The following is a 19555-nucleotide window of genomic DNA, read 5'->3' as shown; positions in this document are numbered from 1 at the left end:
CATGGATGCCGACACGGAGCCTACAAGGACGTACTTGCGGCGTGTCCCGCGAGCGGTGAGGGCGCCGCATCCTCGACGAACAGGCGTTTGCGCTTGATGCATCGCCGTACGCACTGCGAGCTGCCTATTGACGGCCCACTGACTGCACCGCCCCTGCGCCTTACAATAGCGGCATGAACGACAGCGCCCATATCGATTACGCCCGCTACGACCACATCCGTCCGCTGTTGTGGACCGGCGATGCCCTGGAATTGCTCGACCAACGCAAGCTGCCCTTCGTGGTGGAGCATGTGCGTTGCGAGACCAGCGATGCGGTGGCCGAGGCCATCCATTCGCTGGCTGTGCGCGGCGCGCCGGCAATCGGTATCGCCGCCGGGTGGGGCGTGGTGTTGGCGGTGCGCGGCATCGAGGCCGACGATGGCAGTGCGGCACTGCAGAAACTCGAACCGGCGCTGTTGCGGCTCAACGCCGCGCGGCCGACCGCGGTCAACCTGGCCTGGGCATTGATGCGCATGCGCCGGGTGCTGGGCGCGGCCGGTGCCGACTGGCGCGAGGTGATCGCGCGCGAGGCGCAGGCCATCGCCGATGAAGACCTGGCCGCCAATCGCCATATGGGCGCGTTGGGTGCCGGGTTGATCGCCCCGAGCAGTGGCGTGTTGACCCACTGCAACACCGGCTCGCTGGCCACCGCCGGCTTCGGTACCGCGCTGGGCGTGATCCGCGCCGGCATGGCGCAGCAGCGCATCGCCAAGGTGTTTGCCGGCGAAACCCGGCCGTGGCTGCAGGGCGCGCGCCTGACCGTGTGGGAGCTGCAGCAGGACGGCATCGATGCCACCCTGATCGCCGATTCGGCCGCCGCGCACCTGATGAAATCCGGCCTGGTGCAGTGGGTGATCGTGGGCGCGGACCGCATCTGCGCCAATGGCGACACCGCCAACAAGATCGGCACTTACCAACTGGCCATCGCCGCCCGCCACCACGGGGTCAAGTTCATGGTGGTGGCGCCCTCGTCCACAGTGGACATGGCCACGGCCGACGGCGTCCAGATCGAGATCGAGCAACGCGATCCGGGCGAATTGTTCGGCGTGGGCGGGGTCCGCACGGTGGCCGAGGGCATCCATGCCTGGAACCCGGTATTCGACGTCACCCCGGGCGCGCTGATCGACGCCATCGTCACCGAACGGGGGGTGATCGAGCACCCCGATCCGGCCCGAATGCAGGCCGCGTTCGGCCGCTGAGCCCAGCGCCGGGGCGGGACACCGCAACGTCGCGTAAAGTCCCGCAAGTGCTTGTTTCTGGCCGCTAAACCGGCGGCATCCGGCTGTCCCTTCATGGTACAATCCGGCGCTTGAATCGATCGGCGGGAGCGTGGGGTCGGCAGCCTGTCACCAAGGCGCCCCCGACGCGGCTTTCCGGCTCGCCCGCCACCTCACTTACGGAACCCGAATGGCAGAAACCGCCAAGGAAATCATCCAGGTCAACCTGGAAGACGAGATGCGCAAGAGCTATCTCGATTACGCGATGAGCGTGATCGTAGGCCGCGCACTCCCCGATGCCCGTGACGGCCTCAAGCCTGTGCACCGACGCGTGTTGTTCGCGATGCACGAGCTGGGCGCACACAGCAACAAGGCCTACTTCAAGTCGGCGCGTATCGTCGGCGACGTCATCGGTAAGTACCACCCACACGGCGACCAGTCGGTGTACGACACCCTGGTGCGCATGGCGCAGCCGTTCTCGCTGCGCTACATGATGGTGGACGGTCAGGGTAACTTCGGTTCGGTCGACGGCGACTCCGCCGCGGCGATGCGTTATACCGAGTCGCGCATGTCGCGACTGGCGCATGAGCTGATGGCCGACATCGACAAGGAAACCGTCGATTTCCAGCCCAATTACGACGAAAAGGAACTGGAACCCACGGTCATGCCGACGCGGTTCCCGAGCCTGCTGGTCAACGGCTCGGCCGGTATCGCGGTGGGTATGGCCACCAACATCCCGCCGCACAACCTGACCGAGGCGATCAATGCCTGCATCGCGCTGATCGACAGCCCGGAACTGGATGTCGAAGGCCTGATGGAGTACATCCCGGGTCCGGACTTCCCCACCGCCGGCATCATCAACGGCACCGCCGGCATTGCCGCTGGCTACCGCACCGGCCGTGGTCGCGTGCGCATCCGTGCCAAGGCCGATGTGGAAGTGGCCGACAACGGCCGCGAGGCGATCATCGTCACCGAGATCCCGTACCAGGTCAACAAGGCGCGGCTGATCGAAAAGATCGCCGAGCTGGTCAAGGAAAAGAAGCTCGAAGGCATCAGCGAGCTGCGCGATGAGTCCGACAAGGACGGCATGCGCATCTACATCGAAATCAAGCGCGGCGAGTCGGCCGAGGTCGTGCTCAACAACCTGTACCAGCAGACCCAGATGGAGTCGGTGTTCGGCATCAACATGGTGGCGCTGATCGACGGCCGCCCGCAGTTGATGAACCTCAAGCAGATGCTGGAGGCGTTCATCCGCCACCGGCGCGAGGTGGTCACCCGCCGCACCATCTTCGAGCTGCGCAAGGCGCGTGCGCGTGCGCACGTGCTGGAAGGCCTGACCGTCGCGTTGGCCAACATCGATGAAATGATCGAGTTGATCAAGACCTCGGCCAACCCGCAGGAAGCGCGCGAGCGCATGCTGGTCAAGACCTGGCAACCGGGTCTGGTGGGTGCGCTGTTGGGTGCCGCCGGGGCCGAAGCGTCCAAGCCGGAAGATCTACCGCCGGGCATGGGCCTGATCAAGGGCTTCTACCAGCTCAGCGAGGTACAGGCCTCGCAGATCCTGGAAATGCGTCTGCATCGCCTCACTGGTCTGGAACAGGAAAAGCTGACCGACGAGTACAAGCAGTTGCTCGGCGTCATCGAAGGCCTGATCCGCATCCTGGAAAATCCGGACGCGCTGCTGCAGGTGATCCGCGACGAGCTGATCAACGTGCGCGAAGAGTACGGCGATGCGCGTCGCACCGAGATCCGTCACAGCGAAGAAGACCTGGATATCCTGGATCTGATCGCACCGGAAGACGTGGTGGTGACGTTGTCGCATGCCGGCTATGCCAAGCGGCAGCCTGTGAGCGCGTATCGTGCGCAGCGCCGTGGTGGGCGTGGGCGCTCTGCCGCGGCGACCAAGGAAGAAGATTTCATCGACCAGCTGTGGTTGGTCAACACGCACGACACGCTGCTGACCTTTACCAGCAGCGGCAAGGTGTTCTGGCTGCCGGTGCATCAGCTGCCGGAGGCCGGTTCCAATGCGCGCGGCCGCCCGATCATCAACTGGATTCCGCTGGAAGCCGGCGAGCGCGTGCAGGCGGTGCTGCCGGTGCGCGAATACGTCGACGACCGCTATGTGTTCTTCGCGACCCGCAACGGTACGGTCAAGAAGACCCCGCTGAGCGAATTCGCGTTCCGCCTGGCGCGCGGCAAGATCGCGATCAACCTGGATGAAGGCGATGCGCTGGTTGGCGTTGCCCTGACCGACGGCGACCGCGACGTGTTGCTGTTCGCCTCCAACGGCAAGACCGTGCGCTTTGGCGAGTCCACCGTGCGTTCGATGGGCCGTACCGCCACCGGCGTGCGCGGTATCCGCATGCCCAAGGGCGAGGAAGTGGTCAGCCTGATCGTGTCCGACCCGGCCGGTGGCATCGAGATCGAGTCCGATGAAGACGTCGCCGACGAGGTCGTCGACACTGCCGACGGCACCGATGCAGCCGTGATCGAGCTCGCCGACGACGGCAACGTGGCCTACATCCTCACCGCCACCGCGAACGGCTACGGCAAGCGCACTCCGCTGGCCGAGTACCCACGCAAGGGGCGTGGTACCCAGGGCGTGATCGGGATCCAGACCACCGAGCGCAACGGCAAGCTGGTGCGTGCGGTCTTGCTGGGTGCCACCGACGAAGTGCTGTTGATCTCCGATGGCGGCACCCTGGTGCGCACGCGCGGGTCGGAAATCTCGCGCGTGGGCCGCAATACCCAGGGCGTCACGCTGATCCGCCTGTCCAAGGGCGAGAAGCTGCAGGCGGTCGAACGCCTGGATGCGTCGCTGGATGAAGTGGACGAGGTGGCAGAAGAAGCGAGCGCAACCGTCGAGTCCGTGGCGCTGCCACCGGCAACCGAAGAATGATCGGCCAGCGCCCTCGCTGCAGTTGAACCAAAACGCCGGCAATGCCGGCGTTTTTTTATTGCCGGCGTTTTGTTGCGCGCTTGGTTTATTGCAGGCGATGACATGTGCAACGCAGTGTTTAAGCGCAATCCCCGCCAAAAACGCGGTGTTTTCACCGTTGCAGGTCGAACGTAAGTGGCGGTGCGGCGGCGTTGCGTTGCCGCTGGGTCGAATGAGGAAGAACTGATGACGAATGTGGATCGTCCTTCCAGTCGCGGCCATTGGGCGCTTGCGATCCTGGGAGGCGTGATTGCCGTGCTGGGCGCGGTGTTGCTGGCCGGCGGCGTGTGCTTGGCCGCGCTGGGTGGCTCCTGGTATTACGCACCGGCTGGTGCGGCGACGCTGGTTTCAGGCCTGCTGCTGTCCCGTGGCCGCAACGCGGGCGCGTGGTGGTTTGCAGCCGTGGTAATCGGCTCGCTGCTGTGGACCTGGTGGGAGTCGGGCAGCGATTACTGGCGCTGGGTACCGCGTCTGGGCCTGATCGTCGGCCTGGCGTTGGTGCTTGCACTGCTGCTGCCCAGGCTGCAACGCCCGGTATCGCGCGCAGTGTCGCGCAGCGTGGCGGGCGTGTTGGCGGCCGTGTTTGTGGTCGCCTTCGCGCTGGCGTTCATGCCGCACGGCGTGACCGCGGCCGATGGCGCGTTGGCGCATGCTGCAGGGATGGTCGGTGGCCTGGTCAATCGCAGCGCGCCGGCAGCGTCTGCGGCACACGACGTGCAGCCGGCCAACGCGCCGGCCGATGGCGATTGGGCGGCCTACGGGCGCAGCCAGGCCGGTCAGCGCTATTCGCCGCTGCAACAGATCAACCGCGACAACGTCGCACAGCTGCAGCAGGCCTGGGTTTTCCATACCGGCGATCTGCCGAGCAAGCGCTGGGGCGCGGAAACCACGCCGTTGAAGGTGGGCGACAGCCTGTACCTGTGTACTGCGCGCAACCAAGTGATCGCGTTGGATGCGTCCAGCGGCAAACAGCGCTGGCGCTACGACCCCAAGATCAAGGACGAGGCGATTCCGAGGGTTGGCAGGGATTCGTGTAAAACACAGCCAAAAGTGGGCTAACTTGCTGTCAGTAAAGGTTTCTTACACGAATCCCTGCCAACCCTCAGATAGTCCCCCCGACTGAGCCNAACTGTAACGGCGGACCTCTCAACTCCCCCGCCACCGTGAGCAAGGCCTCCAGGGCGCGTGCGCCGGACCACTGTTTGCCGACGCCAACGATGTCTTGGTGTGTCGCCTCTGGCAACGCCGCGATTATGTCCTGATACGTGACAGCAACGTTCCCTAACGCTGCCGGGTGTTGGCTGAGCGCAACGATGTGCGCGTGTGTAAACCCATGGCCCACCAGTGCCTCGTGGTGCTGCGCCACTGTCGAACGAACCTTCGGTTTGATCTTCTCTTGCTGCTGCTGACTGTAGCCGAGCGTGCGTAGATCCACCTGCGCGGCCGGCGAAGCGTCGGAGGGTTGCGCAGCACGCCGTCGCGGGGCCGGCTTGGCGCGCGGCGGCCGCGCGGCCGTGACAGCGACACGCACGGTGGGTGGCGGGTCATCGGCTGCACGCAGACCCGATTGCACCTCATCCCACTCTGCTGGGGCAGCCGCTGTATGAGGCGTGCCGACGGCAGGCATCGAATCAAGAAGCGATGTATCAAGAAGCGACGGATCGAACTGACGGAGCAGATCGCCGAAGCTGCCCGCCGAGAACGCAGGCGAGGGCGCAGGGGGAGATGGCAGCCGGGTCCGGGACATCGTCCGCCGAGCGGGCAAGCCATCCAGGGGGCCGCCAGCAGGCAGAGCCCCCCCCCGATCTGCAGTCGGCTGAACCCCATCGGGTTGGGGTCCGGGCAGAAGCTCGCGGGCAGGACTTGGCGTGCGCGAACGAATGGGATCCATCAGGCATACCTCTTTACATGGTCGCCTCCAGACTAGCGGTCTGTGGTCCCTACATAGCTTCCGAGGCCGCATTGCAGTACACAACTTCGGGTGATCCTGGCAACCCTCGACGACCAGGGTGAGGCGCAGACATGAAGGCGATCCCGGACCCGCATGGAGGATCGGCAGAAGGTTGTGAAAAATTTCTTTGATGACAGCGAGTTAGCTCACTTTTGGCTGTGTTTTACACGAATCCCTGCCAACCCTCGAACAAGCCGCTGCACCTCGAGCACGCCTACGCGTCCACCGTCCACAGCTCGCAGGGCTTGAGCAACGACCGCGTACTGATCGCGCTCGATACCAAGAGCCGCACCACGTCGATGAATCTGTATTACGTGGCGATCAGCCGTGCGCGACAAGAGGCCAGGGTGTACACGAACAATCGGGGCGAGTTGCCGGCAGCCATTGCTCGGCGATTCGACAAGACGACGGCCCTGGGCCTGGAACGCAATCGCAACACCAAGCGCGACCGGCAAGCGTTGCAGCGAAACGGCGCGGCGGATGGAAAGGCCATCAAGCCGCCGGCGCATAAATCGCCGGAACTGACCAAGAAGCCGCCGACACCGCGCCAGCCGCGCCAGTACGGCCGGTTCCAGTGACAAGCACGAGCGCGCGTCTGGCTTTGGGAGCCGGTCATCCACCGCGGTATGCAGGCGACCGGCTCGTGTTCGCTCTCATGAAGCCAGTGGCATCCGTCTATTACACACTTGCGGATTAGCTCTCGCAGCCCATCCGATGCACTGAGCGTAGTGCGCGAATGAGCGTAGTGCGCGAAACCCTTCTTGCAGCAGCGAAGCCCAGATGACCCGGTGCGTAGCTGCGGCGCCAAATCAGAAACTGCCACATCCCGCCTACCGGCGCAGATCGACAATCAGAGCGTCATCCCGCATCGCCCAGAGACGCTATGAACGACTACGGTTCTTATCGCTACCTGCCTGCCGATGGTTGGTACGCCACCTATCCACAAGCTGCCGAGGCCGATGAGCCACGCGTCTTCCAGCGCGTGGCCCTATGGCGGGTGGCCCCGCATGGAACGATCGTTGGCCTGATCTCTTCGCCCGACAATAGCCAGGACGAAAGCGAATCGCAGCTTCTGAGCGCACCGCGCGGTCTAGGCGTCCACTACATCCACATTGATGATCTGACCGCAGACGAACGCCAGGAGATCCGCCGCAGACGTTTCAGTTGATCGCCTTTGGTTCTGCGTCATAGCGCGTGTGGTCCTTGGGTGGGTGGTTGCAACGGTTAGGCGTTGGCGCTGCTCGCGCGGGCCGGTTTGCTGCGGGTGCGCGGCAGGCCGGGCAACTGGCGTCTGCTAATGGGCGGGGGGATTACCGGGTTGTAGGGCGGCTCCTTCAACCTCGCCGCTTGCATCTATCTCTTGCCAAAATCCTTGGGTTCGATGCCCTTGGATGCCGGCCCTTGAATCTCTTTTGCTCCCCATTCATTCACTATGCCGACCCGGTTGTATGGGTAGCGAATCTCGACGTTCGCGCCGGCGTTCAGCAGCTCGCGGCGGTCGGTGTTCAGTACAAGTCGTTCGTGCTGAATGTGCAGCTCGCGGCCGGCTTCCCTGACTGACTGGATGACGTGCTTGTCGTCGGCCGACACAATCGGGCCTTGGTAGGTCTTGCCGGTTTCGGGCGCGCGCAGCTCGGGCTGTTGCCGGCCGTAGTCCTGGCGCTCGTACTCGGCCGGCTTAAGCTCCAGGCGTTCTAATCCCCCGTACTGCCGAGCTACTTCTTGCACACGCTCGATCTCGCGCTCGTCGGCGCGGCGGGCTGCCATCATGGCGAGAATCGTTGTCCATTCGGCCTTGTGCTGCCGGCGTTCCTCGGGCGTCGGTGGGCGGTTGCGCTCGGCCTCGACGGCGGTTCTTGCTGTCGGCTGCTGTTTCCATTCGTTGCCCTGCATCTCGTTGTCATACAGTACGTTGCCCTTGCGGTCGTAGACCTGTACGCGGTCGGCCAGCTTGTGACGTTCGATGTATTCGAGCGTTGCCGGCATGCCTTTATAGGCGTCGTTGTGGGCCTGCACGTTCGACCAGCGGCCGAAGCCCTTGGCCGCTTTCTGTTCTTCGTAGCGGCGATGGATGCCGGCCATGCTGTCGCGCTCGTTGGCCGCGATCACACGGGCGACGACGTAGTAGCCGGCCACTTTGAGGCGGCGCATCGTGTCGGTAATCGGGCCGGCCTCGCGCATCGTGCCCTCGAACAGGACGTTGCGGCGAGTCTCGATGGTGCGGTCGAATAGCTGCTTCGTCCACGGCCGCGCATGCGGGTCGGTCAGCTCGGCAAAGTGGCGCTCGTCGGCCTTCTGGATGGCAAGGTATTGCGGGTGGTAGTAGCGCAGCTCGTCGCCGTTGATCGTGACGACGTTGCGATCTGCAAAGCCTTGCTTGCTCGCTTCGAGCAGGCCGCTTTTGCCTGCGCCGGGCTGGCCGCCCAAGATGATTGCCTGCGGTTGGTCGGCCGGGGCGGTGTCCTTGAATTGATGCCGCTCGATCTTCTCGTAAATGATCGCGTGCTTGCTCGGACTCAGTTGGAAGCGGTTGTCATCCATTACGCGTCACCCGTGCATCGGTTTGAGCAGGGGTGCGTAGACATACAAGGCCCGGTTAATCAGGCCGAGATTATCGGGCGTAATGGCGCGGCGCTCGTCCACCACGATTTCTAGCTCGTGCTCTAGCGCCTCGATGCGACCAGCGTTCGGTTCGGCCTTGTCCTGCTCGGCGTCGATCTCACTGTTCAGGTAGCCGATGTACTCGGCCAGCGTTTCTGTGGCGGCTTCTAGGCGAGCCGTTTCTGCGATGGGGGAAAGGGTAGTAGTAGCCACTGTTGCACTCCTCAAAAACATCCAAATCGGAATTCGTCTTCCTTCGTTATGCCAGCCCGGTGACGAGCATGAGGGCGCGTTCGACGGCCCTCATGCGTTCTGCGTCGAGCGTGCCAATCGGCTCACTGACTTTCGCGCGAGGTATCGGTGCTGTCTTGTCCACCATGACCTGCGAAATCTTCTGTAGACCATTGGTCAGACTCGGCTCGACCGTGACCCGAAACATCGCGTCGCGCAGATCGCTTGTGATCGGGCATACGAGGACGCTTTCCAGCTCGGCAAGCAAATCGGACTGGATGACTAGCGCCGGCCGTGGCTTGCCGTAGGCTCCCGGCAAAGCCACCGTTACCAAGTCGCCACGCTGCGTCATTCCCACCCCTCGATAAGGCCAGCGGCGGCTTCACCGAAGCCGATAGCATCGGTTTCGGTTGGATCACCATGCAGACTGCGACACTGGCGGCTGAGCATCGCAGCCAACTCGGGCGAGCGGGTATCGTGCACCCAAAACTGCACTGGCCTGTACCCGGCTGCACGCAGTCGGTCACGATGACGGGTGACCTTGTTCGTCGGATTGTGAGTTCTCGGCATAATGGGCTCCTTACATTGCATGTATAGTTACATGATACCTGGCATGTATCCCATGTCGAGGGTAATCCCCCCGCCCATTAGCAGACGCCAGAAGTGGAATTTTCTCGTACCCTTTCCCGAGGAGGTTCCATGAACAAGTCCCGCTTTACCGACAGCCAGATCATCGCNNGCCCGAATATGGCGCTCGGCGGCATCACACCAGCGATGAAGTTGGCGATGGCCGCTTAGCTCCACTTCTGGCGACCGCTAGAAGTGGGGGGATTACCTTGGCCAACGCCTTCAACGCGGCTGGCCGCCCACGGCGGTAGACCTTGGGCGCGCGCACGTAGTTGGCCTGCAGCACCTCGAACACGGTCACGCCCAGCGCCAGCGGTTCCCCGCGCTGGCCGGTCAAGGAGTAACGGACGGAGACAGCCATCCCAGCAATGCGGATCCGGTCCGTGCTACCTAGTCGTTGGCTTGAACCCGCCACCTTTCGTTGGCTTGATTACGAGGAGAACTGATGATGTCCATGTCAATGCGTCAATGTGCTGCCTGCGTTGTGCTGCTCGGAAGTTGCATCTCGCTCGCCCAGGCAGCGCCAACCTGCAACAACCCGGTAGGCGAATGGAAAAACCAGCTGGGTTCCACACTCACGATCACCGCCGTACAGACCTCCGGTCAGCTCTCGGGTACGTACATCTCGCCTTCCGGCACCACTGGTTCGGTGTATCCGCTGGTTGGCTGGTTTGCCAACCCGGTTGCTGGGTCGACGGCATCGAGCAAACTGCCCGCCATCACTTTTTCGGTGCAGTGGGGCAACTACGGCAGCATGACTGCCTGGACCGGTACCTGTGATGCGTCTGGCGGCGTGCCGGCCATCACCACAGTCTGGCACTTGGTACGGACCGGCTCCCAGTATTCGTGGGACCACATGCTGACCAACAGCGATGTTTTCGTCCCCAAATGACAGGGGGGGTCTTCCGCACATGGGGCTAGCTAGCCTGGAGCCTGAATCGCTTGTTGATGTTTGCGTCATTTGTAGTTGACGGGAGCGTCAGGAGTGGCCAAGATAGCGCCACTGCCCTTGAGCAGTTACAGGCTCTCCCGACCCGGTGTATAGGGGGAGCTGGCCACCTTCTAAAGAAGGTCCCACCCAGAGTGGGGTTAAGAGACTCCGGCCCGCACTACCATGCTGTTAACAAAAAGCCTGCTCACGCGGGCTTTTTGCTGTCTGCTCACTTTGTGTTGACCAAGACGTCTATCAGCTTTGTAGCAGCCGAGCGCGCAATTTGCTCGTCCATGTCTAGACGGACATAAGCGCTTTCAACAACGAGCAACAAGAAATTTCGTCTGCGCGACACGCGAAACCAAATGGAGTAATGCCCTTCGGGTGTGACGCGCTTCACGGCGAAATGATTGTGATGCCGTGTTGGATAGACATTGCGTTGATCTAGGGCGGCGATTAATCGCGGCAACTCCTTACTGTCTTCGTAGCGTTTCGGGCAGAACACCCTGAGGTCGTCTTCGCGCTCGGCCCAGGTGTAAAGATGATCCAGGTTGTAGTCCGGAACCTTGGCGACGCCGTTGCTAAAGCAATGGTGGGAATATTCAACGCGCACCCTGAAATCCCGGGCGGCCCTTCCCGGATGCCCAGGTGCTGGGGGCCGCGCCGGCGCGTGGAATGAAACGAATACGGGATGAAGGTGTTTTAGCGTGTAACGAACACGATCCTGGACATGGTCTGCCCATACTCTGGTTGTGCTGCGGGTCGGCATTGCTGGGACATCTCATAAAACGGAAAAATCCTACGTGAAGCCATGCTCATCGTCGCGTGGCCTGGACTGGCTCCCAGCATACAGCCCGCTGAATCCTCGGCTGAGGACGGAGGATGTCGAAGGCCGCTACTCGCTCAGCGTTCCGGTATTTCGGCGGTTCCGGCTTACAACCCCAATATGGTCAATTCGCATGCCCTTGAGCGCAGTGAGCGGCCCACACACGCTTGACGGTAGTGACACTCGCGCCTGCCAGGCGCGCAGTGTTGGCGATGGTCTCCCCACGACCGCGCAACGCGACGATGCGAGCGTGTATGGCCTGATCGGCCGGGCGGCCACAGTACTTGCCGCTGGCCTTGGCCAACTCGATGCCCTGGCGTTGCCGCTCGCGTCGATCTTCGTAATCGTCGCGAGCTATCTGCAGGGCGATGCGTAACAACATGTCCTGCATAGATTCGAGTACGACCTTGGCAACGCCTTTCGCTTCTGCAGCGACGTCTGATAGGTCCACGACACCCGGCACTGCCAAACGCGCTCCCTTGGCGCGGATCGAGGCAACCAGACGCTCGGCGTCGGCCAGCGGCAAGCGGCTGATGCGGTCGATCTTCTCTGCGATGACCACTTCGCCCGGCTGCAGGTCTTCGATCATGCGCAACAACTCAGGACGATCCGGACGCGCGCCGGATGCTGTCTCGCGATAGACGCCGGCGACGTAGTAGCCCGCCGCTTTTGCTTCCTTGATGATCCGCTCCTGCCGTTCCAGATCCTGGCCATCGGTGCTCACCCGCATGTAAAGCCGGGCGACCAAATAGAACGGCGCAGCCTGCAGAGTGCGTCCCTTCGCCATCAGTTCGTTTCGCTCCGCACAATCGGTTCAACATCCGGGACCAACAGGTCCGGCCATACCTGCCAACGCAGTTCAGGTCTCAGCTGCCAGGGCTCAGTCTGCTTCGCGACTACAACCATCCCAGGGGTGCCCGCCGGAACATCAAGCCGCACGAGTCCAGAAAGGCCGCCCTGCTCCCGCCAGAGTCCGGGCAGAACCTGGGGCACCGATTCCTCCTGCTTGCCTTGCTTCGTCATAGGCCCTCCATAGATCATTTGGGTATACCTAAACGTACCATCAATTTTACGGGTGGCCCAATATTTTTTTATGGACTTAAACGGACCACCTAAAATGGGCCAGCCTAAATGGACCATTCATCCGATAGGGAGGTCTCCGGGGCGGCGCTGCGCGCCGGCCGTGGACAAGCCGGGGACGGCCTGGCGGCGGCGCCATCAAAAGCGGGTTTGCAGGGCAGGGGGAGGGCGGCTCCCTGTCGGCGGCGGGAGCGTTGCTCTCGGCGCTGAAGCCGCGCGTGCGCGGGTGAGGCGTTGTCCGTAGGGGGTTGATCTGGCACCTGATCGTAGTCGGCGCCGGCGACGACGTTGGTGACACGATCGCGGACCTGCTCAGCTGCATGTGTGACCAAGACAGGGTTGTAAGCCGAAACCGCCAAAATATCCGCTAACTCACTGATGCAATGGATGAAATCCGATCTTGTGAGCTATTTTTACACGTATGTCGGCTGAACCCCTGCAACAGCCCCTGATTTTCGCGGTCAAACGTCATCTTCGACAGCCGACCAAAAAGACTCCGACAATTCCGAGGGCCGTGTCGGAGCCAAAGAGCCTTTGATTACTGCTGCACCGTGTTCGGGCGCTCAGCCGCTGCGACCCACTGGTAGATGGTCGCCATGTCCCGCTGTGCTTTTTTGGCCGCATACATCGCTCGCACGACAATATCTTTCATGGCTCGTTGGCACAGGTCGTTCTGAATCTTCGCGATGCTGCCGCTGGACAACTCTGAGATCGCGTGAGCAAACTGGTGCAGCCGCATGACGGCCAGCCGGCAATCCGTTACTGCCTGATCCGAAACCGGCGTTCTACCACCTAGCACGGCATCCAGTTTCCCCGCTTCTTCCTGCATCGTGCCGCCGCTCTTGCTCCAGAATTCGCGAAACGGCTTGATCGCATCGGATGACTCTTTCCAGAACGCGTCGTACAGCTCGCGCTTCCCGGCCGCTTCGGCAATTTCCTGTTCTTCGTTCATGTGTGCTCCATCAGTAGGCGGATCTTTTGGTGTGACTTCCACGCAATTGCGAGACTCACCACCAATTAGCGCGCACGCAAGCCAAGCGCCTTCGCCTGATAAGTGCACCTGACCTCATCATGGTCCCTCCGCAGCCCAACAGCACAACGCATTAGGCCGGTGATGACGCGCCGCCCCAACCCCAGTAGCCTACCTTGATGGCCCTCTACAACATCACCGACCGGCTGGCCCGGGCAAGAGAACTTATCGCAACTGGCAACGAGCATTCACTGCTCTATGCAGCGCTTGAACTCCGATTCTGCTTCGAGTCCGTGGCCTACCAGAACTTGGCGGCATATGGAGAAGATGTTTTGGCGGAGCTTACCCGCGAGTGGCGACCTGACCAGATCATCCGGATGCTGGCGCAATTCGACCCACACTCCGATCAAACGGCGAGCTTTTCCATCTCCGTTTCACCGCTTCCAGACGACCTCAACTTCGAAACCAGCGACTTGAAAAAGTTGTTTGGCGATCAAGAGTTCTTGCCCATCGGCGAAGCAAAGCATATCCCTTTGTCAAAGTTCCGCACCTACTACAACGCGCTGGGCAGCTACCTCCACCTCCAGAAGGACAAGCGCACGAAGCCTCCTAGGGTGGAAAAGCTCCAGCTTTGGATTTCCGAGCTGGAAAATGTAGCGACTTCAACCTTGATAGCGGCAGCCAAAGACATCGCCACCAGTAACTGTTCGTGCGGCCAAGTTTTGATCTTGGGGCCCGCAGAACAAGCCGGTGACAAGGCAATCTTCTGCCCTAGCACCAAGTGCAACGCCAGCTACATCGCAATCAAGAACGATCCAGAGCATCGGATCGAAAAGATTCCGGCCGTCGGCCTTCGCTGCAAATGCACGGCCATGGTTCCCTTTGCCCCTGACAAGCTTCTCAAGCCAACCGTCTGCCCCAACTGCAAGGCATCCGTTCGTGCTTATATCGGCGCTGACGTGATGATGCTTTCCGACCCACCCATGCGCGAAGACGAATCGGGCAGCTAGGGCCTGTTAACACATCCGGAGCCCGTCAACGGTGAGCACAAAGCTGAGGAATCCAAGGAACATGACGTCCAGCTTCTCGAAGCGTGTGAAAATCCGGCGGTAGCCCTTCAGGCGACGGAACAGTCGCTCCACGTCGTTGCGTCGCTTGTACATTTCCCGGTCGTACTCCCAAGGGTCGACCCGATTGGAGTCGCGCATGATTCTGATATCAGAACATGGCCTGGACGCGGGGGTCGAAGTCGAGCGCCAGTAGCCAGTCACGCTCCAACGAAGACTCGAAAGCAGCGACGCCTCCATCGCCCAAAGTCACACGCCCTGTCAGGCTTCTTCGGCTTGTCCGGAGCTCGCGTACAGGGGTGTCAGAACTCAGTCGCGCCATTAGGCAGCATCCCAGAGGCAGTCGCCTCTATTGCAGTGGCTCGGTCGTGTTATTTACTGGAATTATCCGCGCTAGAGCCTTGATTTGCAATACATTGAGTCGCCTAATTGGCTGGAAGTCACATTTGGCATGGCCGGCGCGCGGTTGCGCGTGGTAGGCTTGCGGCTCGTCGTCATTGCCCGTCCCTCTAAGTGGTAGTGATGGCAAGCCGGCAGATTGCCCGATCTGCCGGCTTTTTTATCGCTCGCGATCTGGTGTTGATCGCGGCGGCTGTTTGGTCTTTTCGCTCTTGCTCTTCTCGGCCGGCTTCGCCGGCCCAAGTCCTTGCGTCTCGCCGGCGTTGAGTTTTTCTTGGATCGTGGCGCGAACGCCGGCCACGAACTGCTCACGCAACTGCGGTGCGTTCACCACCTTCGTGGCGCTGTAGAAGTCAGCGCGGCGCAGCGTGGCGTAAGCCTCTTTCAGCTCGGGGAATGCCAGTACGGCCTCGGCTTCCGGCAGCCGCTGGAACGCGTCGGCGCGGGCGGGGCGCACAAGGTGATGGCCGGCGTCCTTCAGCAGGCCGGCAAGATCCTTGTTTCCTTCCAGTTGGTCCATGCTGAAAACGACGTCCCGGCGCGTCACCTCCGCTTTGATGTTCGGCAATGCCAGCTCGTTGACGCTGCGGTCGCGGGCGACATAGAGCGCGTCGCGGCCGCCCTTGTTCTGCCCGAAGTATTCCCATTGCAGATGGAAGCCGGAGGCCTCGGCCAGCTCGCGCGTGAATTCGCGCAGCGTGCGGCTATTACCATCGCGGAACGGATGGATGTAATCGAGTTCGGCATAGAGTGAAGCCAGCTCTTGGACGAACGGGCCGGTCTTCATCTGCCGGAGACGTTTTGGGTCGGCGCGCTCTAGTGTTTCGCCGAGCCGCCCAATCGCCTTGGCATCCATGTCTGAGTAGCAGACATGCGACGTGACGTTGGCCGTCTCTAGCTGGCGGTGCTTCACCCAATCGACACCCGCCGGCACGGCATCCCTGAAGCGGCCGGGCGTCACGTCATCGAAGCCAAGGCCTGGTAGATCCTGGAAGATCCGGCGATTGATCTCCTTCAGGTGGTCCACGTCAAATGCGCCCCCCACGGGGGCCACACGCAGCTCAACAATGCGCCGGAAGGTGTAGAAACCTTCCAGCTCATCGCGTCTTGCTGCAATGTCGAGCTTATCGACCATGGACCACGTCGAACGACGGTGCCATGAACTCTTCCTTGCTGATTTCGCCGCGCATGAAGCGCTGCGCCAAATCCTGCGCAGCTCTGCTCACTGCGAAGCCTTCCAGTGCCACGGAACCGTGTGCGTATTCCACGGCCTCACGGCGCAGGCGCAGCTCATCCTCGGACGGCTTCGCAGGTCCGCTCGGCTCGATCACGAGGCGGCCATCGGCGTAAGCATCCATCAGCTCGCGCATCACCTGCGACGGATTCCGATGGCGCTCCTTGGTCTTCACTGCATTGTTGAAGCGATCGCGGCTGTTCTGATCAATGCGGAGCGTGTAATTCACTTCCAACATGTCCTGCTCCTGGTTCGGAAAGTCGCCAGCGGGGGCGACTCGGCAAGCCTCCAGTTTAATATCGCTTCCGGTGAGCTGGTCTTTCATATCTTCGGCGCCATCGCGCAGTTTGAGCGCCGGCTTATGGTCGAGCGGACGCGGGCAGGCCTCTATGCCGCCCGCGCGCGTGGACGCAACAGCGGCCGCCCGAGTGAAAGCGCCGATACCATCCGCGCAATCGAGACTCTGGCGCTGACCGATCGAACGCCCGAGGACATCTGCAAGGCGCTGAAGATTAGCCGCAGCAGTTTCTACAAGTACGCGCCTGCACGCGCAGCGGCGCCGGCGGCGGCAGTGGTGACAGATCTGCGCGATCGATCGCGCGGATCTGTCACCAAGTAAAAGCCCGGCGGTTAGGCCGGGCTTTTGGTGACAACTGCGAACTGGCCAGGTCGAGTGCATGTCGTCAAGCTTAGGTTCCTTGCGGCTCCGCGTTTGTGCGGTACTGCTCCCGGAGGGCATCGATTTTTTGCTGACCCGGCACAGGCCGGTGTTGCTGGCGGTGATGACCGGCGGCCAGGAATGCGACACTGACCATGGCGGAGATGGCGATGGTTGCCGCGATGGCGGCCGCCTGCTTGATCTGGCCGGCGCAGACTGCCTGCGGCAGGGGGGAAATGAGGGCCAGAGTAACGGCGGTCGATCCGGCGAACTGCTTGTGTTCCGTTTTCATGGTTCATTCTCGATAGCGAAAGGGCAGGTTTCACGGAGTGGTTGCGGGCCTCCTTTGCGCGGGGCTGTTGTCGATGATCTTGAGTGCGCACTGGTCGGGCGACCAGTTCTTCAGCTCGACGGTGATCGTTGCGAAACCGACATCCCGCAGCAGCTTCAGCGCGGTTTCCGAGCTGCTGAAGAAGCGCACGGCGCGGTCGGCGTCCCGCACGAGGATGGCCGAGTCGCCGAGCCGGTCGGCGGTGCTGACGTAGAACCGCCCACCGACGCCCACGAGCTGGGCGCCGGTGAAGCCACCGGCAGCGTGGGCGGCGCGGAACTGGCTAAGCGTCATGGACTGCTGCATGGCGCCTCCCTAGGCCGCCGAGGCGGCGGTGTCGGCGTCGTCTTCGTCGCCGTTGTCCACGTCCGCGATGATGAGTTCATCGAGGTCCACCGTGAAACTGTGGGGCAGGGCGCCCGGACTGCTGGGCGACAGAAGCCCCCAGGTCAGCGGGCCGCCGGCGCCATTCAAGTTGTCTTCCAACACACTGAGGCAGTCACGGCGCGCTTCCTCGGGATCGCCATGGTAGTGCGCGGCGATGAACGGATTATCGGCGAAGTGGGCCGCGATGAAGGTCCGGAAACGTTCGTCGCCGGCGGCGGTGAAACCATGGATTTGCTGATAGTTCGACATGCGGATTACTCCTAGCTGTGAGTGACGCTTGGCTGGTGCGGAATCAGGACAGCGACCGGGTGTCCCGCGCTGCCTTGACCAACGTGTAAACCGCTTTGGCAGGCACCAAGTCGCCGGCGTTGATGCGCTCGCACAGCGCGTCGATGTCGCTCTCGGTGATGCGCGGACCGGCGTCGGTCAGAATGGAATCGATGTCAGCCGGCAGCACGTCGTGTCGCTGAAGCAGGCGAAGGCCTGCGAGGATGGCGGCGAGTTCGATCGGCTCGATGTTCATTGCTTGTTCTTCTAAAAGAGGGCGACGAGTTCGTTGTAGTGCGCCAAAGCGGCATCTACGGCCGCGATGTCTTCGTGCTGGCCGGTGTGGTCGTCCATGTAGTCTCGGGCGATCATCAGTGCGGCCGCCAGGTTGCCGGCAGTAGCCGCCAGCGCTTCCGGTCCTGCACCTGCTGGGTGAACCAGGCGTGGAACGCGGCTTCGTTGAATTGGGAGCCCTGCGCCTGGATCGCGCGGCTTCGGGCGGTGTCGTACTTGGCCATGAGTTCCGCGACGATGGCAGGCAGTTCGGCAGGCTTGACGTTCATGCTTCGCTCTTGTGGTGGCTGCGGGTTGGCGACCAATCCGCAATTTTCCTGTAACCAAATTATATCATATTGGCTAATGAAAGGGCGAAACGCGGCGCGAAATGATGTTTTCGCGCTCGCATGCTCGGCCAAGAGTCGGGTTAGTAATAGGAGCTGTAATACTTGGGCCTGCCGTCCCACTTGGACAGGCTGCCGTGGTGGCCGGCGCCACCGCTCAGGGCGTGCAAATAGGCGGCGCGGTGCATGCGCGGCATGGCGCCGGCCTTGAAGACACCGGGGCGAGGCACGGCGGTGCCGGCCATGGTCTTCTCGCCGGCCTCGGTCTTCTCGGCCTCGATCTCGCACACCACGGCGGAGCGTGCGGACGGTACGCGCGTGACTTCGTAGAAGTGCACGTTCGTCTGCTCGTAGCCGTAGGTTTCATACACGATGTCACCCACCGCCAAGCCGTGGCCGGTTTCGCGGCGCTCGCGCTTGGCGTTCTCGTTCGCGGCCTGCCGCTCGATGTAGCTGGTCAGGTGCCTATCGCGCTGCTCGGCCGTGGTGAATGCCAGGTCGAGAGCGGCGCGGATCTGCCGACCCTTGTAGGCCAGCAGGGCGTAGCGCACGCCGCTGACGTAGCAGTAGGCGACAACGCCGGCCTGCGGGAACTCGCGGGCCTCGGCGTTGGCGGGGATATAGCGGGTCTTCTTCGGGCGGTTCATGGTGCGGATCTCCGGTCGGATCGTGATGACGGGCGCGAGGGTGCTGCTGACCAGGTCGTCAGCGTCGAAGATGCTCATGCCTGCACCTCGACCAGCTCGATGCGGCGCGAGGGATGACGGCTGATCGTGCCCATGAGGGTCTCGCATTGCTGGCGGCTCATCGGATACCGGGTCAGACGCAGGCGCTCGTCGCTGTGCTTGCTGACGGCCTCGATGTGGAAGAGAGGACCGCGCTCGATGTAGACACGGGCATCGGCGCGATAGGTCATCACGTCGTAACCACCGTTTGCCAGCACATACACGCGGCACCACCACCCGGCCCGCACTTCCTGCACGTTGTCCCGGCGCGCAGCCACCCCGTTGAACATGCCCAGCAGCACGTCACCCGGCTTGATGTCCTTCGCGTCTATCCACATTGCTTTGCTAGATGCAGGAGCCGGCTTTTGATCTTGTGTATCGCGCTTCAGCGCGGGCGTGTTTAGGTTCATCGGGACGCTCCTTTTGCTGTTGTTGGGGGAGTTGACCATTGCTTCG

Annotated in this window: 21 protein-coding genes and 7 pseudogenes; 8 read left to right on the top strand and 20 right to left on the bottom strand. The window is 62.2% G+C overall.

The genetic code is table 11. The features are described from left to right. Positions 1 to 173: 173 nt before the first annotated feature. The 3 genes and pseudogenes from mtnA to XCSCFBP4642_RS0117385 all read left to right on the top strand — a co-directional run. On the top strand, positions 174 to 1238 hold the full coding sequence (gene mtnA / locus XCSCFBP4642_RS0117395) for an S-methyl-5-thioribose-1-phosphate isomerase (protein ID WP_029220900.1): 1065 nt from the start codon (positions 174 to 176) through the stop codon (positions 1236 to 1238). A 208-nt stretch (positions 1239 to 1446) separates the two neighbouring features. Next, positions 1447 to 4155, top strand: a complete 2709-nt coding sequence (gene gyrA, locus XCSCFBP4642_RS0117390) for a DNA gyrase subunit A (RefSeq protein WP_029220899.1) — start codon at positions 1447 to 1449, stop codon at positions 4153 to 4155. A gap of 225 nt (positions 4156 to 4380) precedes the next feature. Further along, positions 4381 to 5208, top strand: a pseudogene (locus XCSCFBP4642_RS0117385) (membrane-bound PQQ-dependent dehydrogenase, glucose/quinate/shikimate family); the annotation flags it as partial. Positions 5209 to 5533: 325 nt separating this feature from the next. On the opposite strand, the pseudogene XCSCFBP4642_RS30550 reads toward XCSCFBP4642_RS0117385, so the two are convergent. Further along, positions 5534 to 5821, bottom strand: a pseudogene (locus XCSCFBP4642_RS30550) (hypothetical protein); the annotation flags it as partial. A 506-nt stretch (positions 5822 to 6327) separates the two neighbouring features. Between XCSCFBP4642_RS30550 and XCSCFBP4642_RS0117375 the strand changes: the two are divergent. Further along, positions 6328 to 6723 (top strand): annotated as a pseudogene (locus tag XCSCFBP4642_RS0117375) (ATP-binding domain-containing protein); the annotation flags it as partial. 305 nt (positions 6724 to 7028) lie between these two features. Next, the gene (locus XCSCFBP4642_RS0117370; RefSeq protein WP_003490829.1) at positions 7029 to 7313 is read left to right on the top strand and encodes a hypothetical protein; all 285 of its coding nucleotides are present in this window, start codon (positions 7029 to 7031) and stop codon (positions 7311 to 7313) included. A gap of 185 nt (positions 7314 to 7498) precedes the next feature. Here the strand turns inward: XCSCFBP4642_RS0117370 and XCSCFBP4642_RS0117365 are convergent, their stop codons facing one another. The 5 genes and pseudogenes from XCSCFBP4642_RS0117365 to XCSCFBP4642_RS30150 form a co-directional block, all read right to left on the bottom strand. Then, positions 7499 to 8686, bottom strand: coding sequence for a zeta toxin family protein (locus tag XCSCFBP4642_RS0117365; protein ID WP_029220895.1), 1188 nt, complete (start codon positions 8684 to 8686; stop codon positions 7499 to 7501). A 6-nt stretch (positions 8687 to 8692) separates the two neighbouring features. Beyond that, a complete protein-coding gene (locus tag XCSCFBP4642_RS0117360; RefSeq protein WP_029220894.1) occupies positions 8693 to 8980 on the bottom strand; it encodes a hypothetical protein in 288 nt (95 codons plus the stop codon). 25 nt (positions 8981 to 9005) lie between these two features. Then, positions 9006 to 9329 (bottom strand): type II toxin-antitoxin system PemK/MazF family toxin, encoded by a 324-nt coding sequence (locus XCSCFBP4642_RS0117355; RefSeq protein WP_005917856.1) that lies wholly within the window; start codon positions 9327 to 9329, stop codon positions 9006 to 9008. Further along, the gene (locus XCSCFBP4642_RS27460; RefSeq protein WP_005917854.1) at positions 9326 to 9547 is read right to left on the bottom strand and encodes an antitoxin MazE family protein; all 222 of its coding nucleotides are present in this window, start codon (positions 9545 to 9547) and stop codon (positions 9326 to 9328) included. Before XCSCFBP4642_RS27460 ends, XCSCFBP4642_RS0117355 begins: the two co-directional genes overlap by 4 nt. 193 nt (positions 9548 to 9740) lie before the next feature. Continuing rightward, positions 9741 to 9977: pseudogene (locus XCSCFBP4642_RS30150) on the bottom strand (hypothetical protein); the annotation flags it as partial. 72 nt (positions 9978 to 10049) lie between these two features. Between XCSCFBP4642_RS30150 and XCSCFBP4642_RS0117345 the strand changes: the two are divergent. Next, the gene (locus XCSCFBP4642_RS0117345; RefSeq protein ID WP_029220486.1) at positions 10050 to 10496 is read left to right on the top strand and encodes an avidin/streptavidin family protein; all 447 of its coding nucleotides are present in this window, start codon (positions 10050 to 10052) and stop codon (positions 10494 to 10496) included. A 268-nt stretch (positions 10497 to 10764) separates the two neighbouring features. Here XCSCFBP4642_RS0117345 and XCSCFBP4642_RS0117340 read toward each other — a convergent pair whose 3' ends face one another. The 3 genes from XCSCFBP4642_RS0117340 to XCSCFBP4642_RS0117325 all read right to left on the bottom strand — a co-directional run bounded on the left by XCSCFBP4642_RS0117340 (position 10765) and on the right by XCSCFBP4642_RS0117325 (position 13393). Next, positions 10765 to 11148 carry a hypothetical protein gene (locus XCSCFBP4642_RS0117340; RefSeq protein ID WP_029220485.1) on the bottom strand — a complete coding sequence of 128 codons (384 nt, stop codon included), beginning with the start codon at positions 11146 to 11148 and terminating at the stop codon, positions 10765 to 10767. Between the two features lie 337 nt (positions 11149 to 11485). Beyond that, on the bottom strand, positions 11486 to 12148 hold the full coding sequence (locus XCSCFBP4642_RS0117335) for a recombinase family protein (protein WP_029220484.1): 663 nt from the start codon (positions 12146 to 12148) through the stop codon (positions 11486 to 11488). A gap of 831 nt (positions 12149 to 12979) precedes the next feature. After that, positions 12980 to 13393 (bottom strand): hypothetical protein, encoded by a 414-nt coding sequence (locus XCSCFBP4642_RS0117325; RefSeq protein ID WP_029220893.1) that lies wholly within the window; start codon positions 13391 to 13393, stop codon positions 12980 to 12982. Between the two features lie 197 nt (positions 13394 to 13590). Between XCSCFBP4642_RS0117325 and XCSCFBP4642_RS0117320 the strand changes: the two genes are divergently transcribed. Next, positions 13591 to 14421, top strand: a complete 831-nt coding sequence (locus XCSCFBP4642_RS0117320; RefSeq protein ID WP_029220892.1) for a hypothetical protein — start codon at positions 13591 to 13593, stop codon at positions 14419 to 14421. Between the two features lie 6 nt (positions 14422 to 14427). On the opposite strand, the pseudogene XCSCFBP4642_RS0117315 reads toward XCSCFBP4642_RS0117320, so the two are convergent. From XCSCFBP4642_RS0117315 to XCSCFBP4642_RS30865, 4 genes and pseudogenes are all read right to left on the bottom strand, one after another. Continuing rightward, a pseudogene (locus XCSCFBP4642_RS0117315) lies at positions 14428 to 14610 on the bottom strand (IS5-like element ISCARN85 family transposase); the annotation flags it as partial. A gap of 25 nt (positions 14611 to 14635) precedes the next feature. Continuing rightward, positions 14636 to 14800: pseudogene (locus XCSCFBP4642_RS30145) on the bottom strand (heteromeric transposase endonuclease subunit TnsA); the annotation flags it as partial. A gap of 237 nt (positions 14801 to 15037) precedes the next feature. After that, positions 15038 to 16012, bottom strand: a complete 975-nt coding sequence (locus XCSCFBP4642_RS0117310; RefSeq protein WP_029220890.1) for a Fic family protein — start codon at positions 16010 to 16012, stop codon at positions 15038 to 15040. Further along, entirely contained in the window at positions 16002 to 16235 is a 234-nt protein-coding gene (locus XCSCFBP4642_RS30865) for an antitoxin VbhA family protein (protein ID WP_071117323.1), read from the bottom strand. The genes XCSCFBP4642_RS0117310 and XCSCFBP4642_RS30865 overlap by 11 nt, the downstream gene beginning before the upstream one ends. Before the next feature lie 183 nt (positions 16236 to 16418). Between XCSCFBP4642_RS30865 and XCSCFBP4642_RS30545 the strand changes: the two are divergent. Then, positions 16419 to 16730 (top strand): annotated as a pseudogene (locus XCSCFBP4642_RS30545) (recombinase family protein); the annotation flags it as partial. Positions 16731 to 16800: 70 nt separating this feature from the next. Here the strand turns inward: XCSCFBP4642_RS30545 and XCSCFBP4642_RS0117295 are convergent. The 7 genes from XCSCFBP4642_RS0117295 to XCSCFBP4642_RS0117265 form a co-directional block, all read right to left on the bottom strand. Further along, positions 16801 to 17061, bottom strand: a complete 261-nt coding sequence (locus tag XCSCFBP4642_RS0117295) for a hypothetical protein (RefSeq protein ID WP_029220889.1) — start codon at positions 17059 to 17061, stop codon at positions 16801 to 16803. 30 nt (positions 17062 to 17091) lie between these two features. Next, the gene (locus XCSCFBP4642_RS0117290) at positions 17092 to 17406 is read right to left on the bottom strand and encodes a hypothetical protein (RefSeq protein WP_029220888.1); all 315 of its coding nucleotides are present in this window, start codon (positions 17404 to 17406) and stop codon (positions 17092 to 17094) included. Positions 17407 to 17415: 9 nt separating this feature from the next. Beyond that, positions 17416 to 17736, bottom strand: a complete 321-nt coding sequence (locus XCSCFBP4642_RS0117285; RefSeq protein ID WP_029220887.1) for a hypothetical protein — start codon at positions 17734 to 17736, stop codon at positions 17416 to 17418. Between the two features lie 43 nt (positions 17737 to 17779). Further along, a complete protein-coding gene (locus tag XCSCFBP4642_RS0117280) occupies positions 17780 to 18010 on the bottom strand; it encodes a hypothetical protein (protein ID WP_029220886.1) in 231 nt (76 codons plus the stop codon). A gap of 115 nt (positions 18011 to 18125) precedes the next feature. Further along, the gene (locus XCSCFBP4642_RS30135) at positions 18126 to 18317 is read right to left on the bottom strand and encodes a hypothetical protein (protein ID WP_228325745.1); all 192 of its coding nucleotides are present in this window, start codon (positions 18315 to 18317) and stop codon (positions 18126 to 18128) included. 140 nt (positions 18318 to 18457) lie between these two features. Next, positions 18458 to 19099, bottom strand: a complete 642-nt coding sequence (locus XCSCFBP4642_RS0117270; RefSeq protein WP_029220885.1) for a hypothetical protein — start codon at positions 19097 to 19099, stop codon at positions 18458 to 18460. Next, positions 19096 to 19509 carry a hypothetical protein gene (locus XCSCFBP4642_RS0117265; RefSeq protein WP_228325744.1) on the bottom strand — a complete coding sequence of 138 codons (414 nt, stop codon included), beginning with the start codon at positions 19507 to 19509 and terminating at the stop codon, positions 19096 to 19098. The genes XCSCFBP4642_RS0117270 and XCSCFBP4642_RS0117265 overlap by 4 nt, the downstream gene beginning before the upstream one ends. Positions 19510 to 19555 lie beyond the last annotated feature (46 nt).

It is taken from the genome of Xanthomonas cassavae CFBP 4642, assembly GCF_000454545.1.
GTDB lineage: Bacteria > Pseudomonadota > Gammaproteobacteria > Xanthomonadales > Xanthomonadaceae > Xanthomonas > Xanthomonas cassavae.
This window is presented reverse-complemented; position numbering and strand designations above follow the sequence as displayed.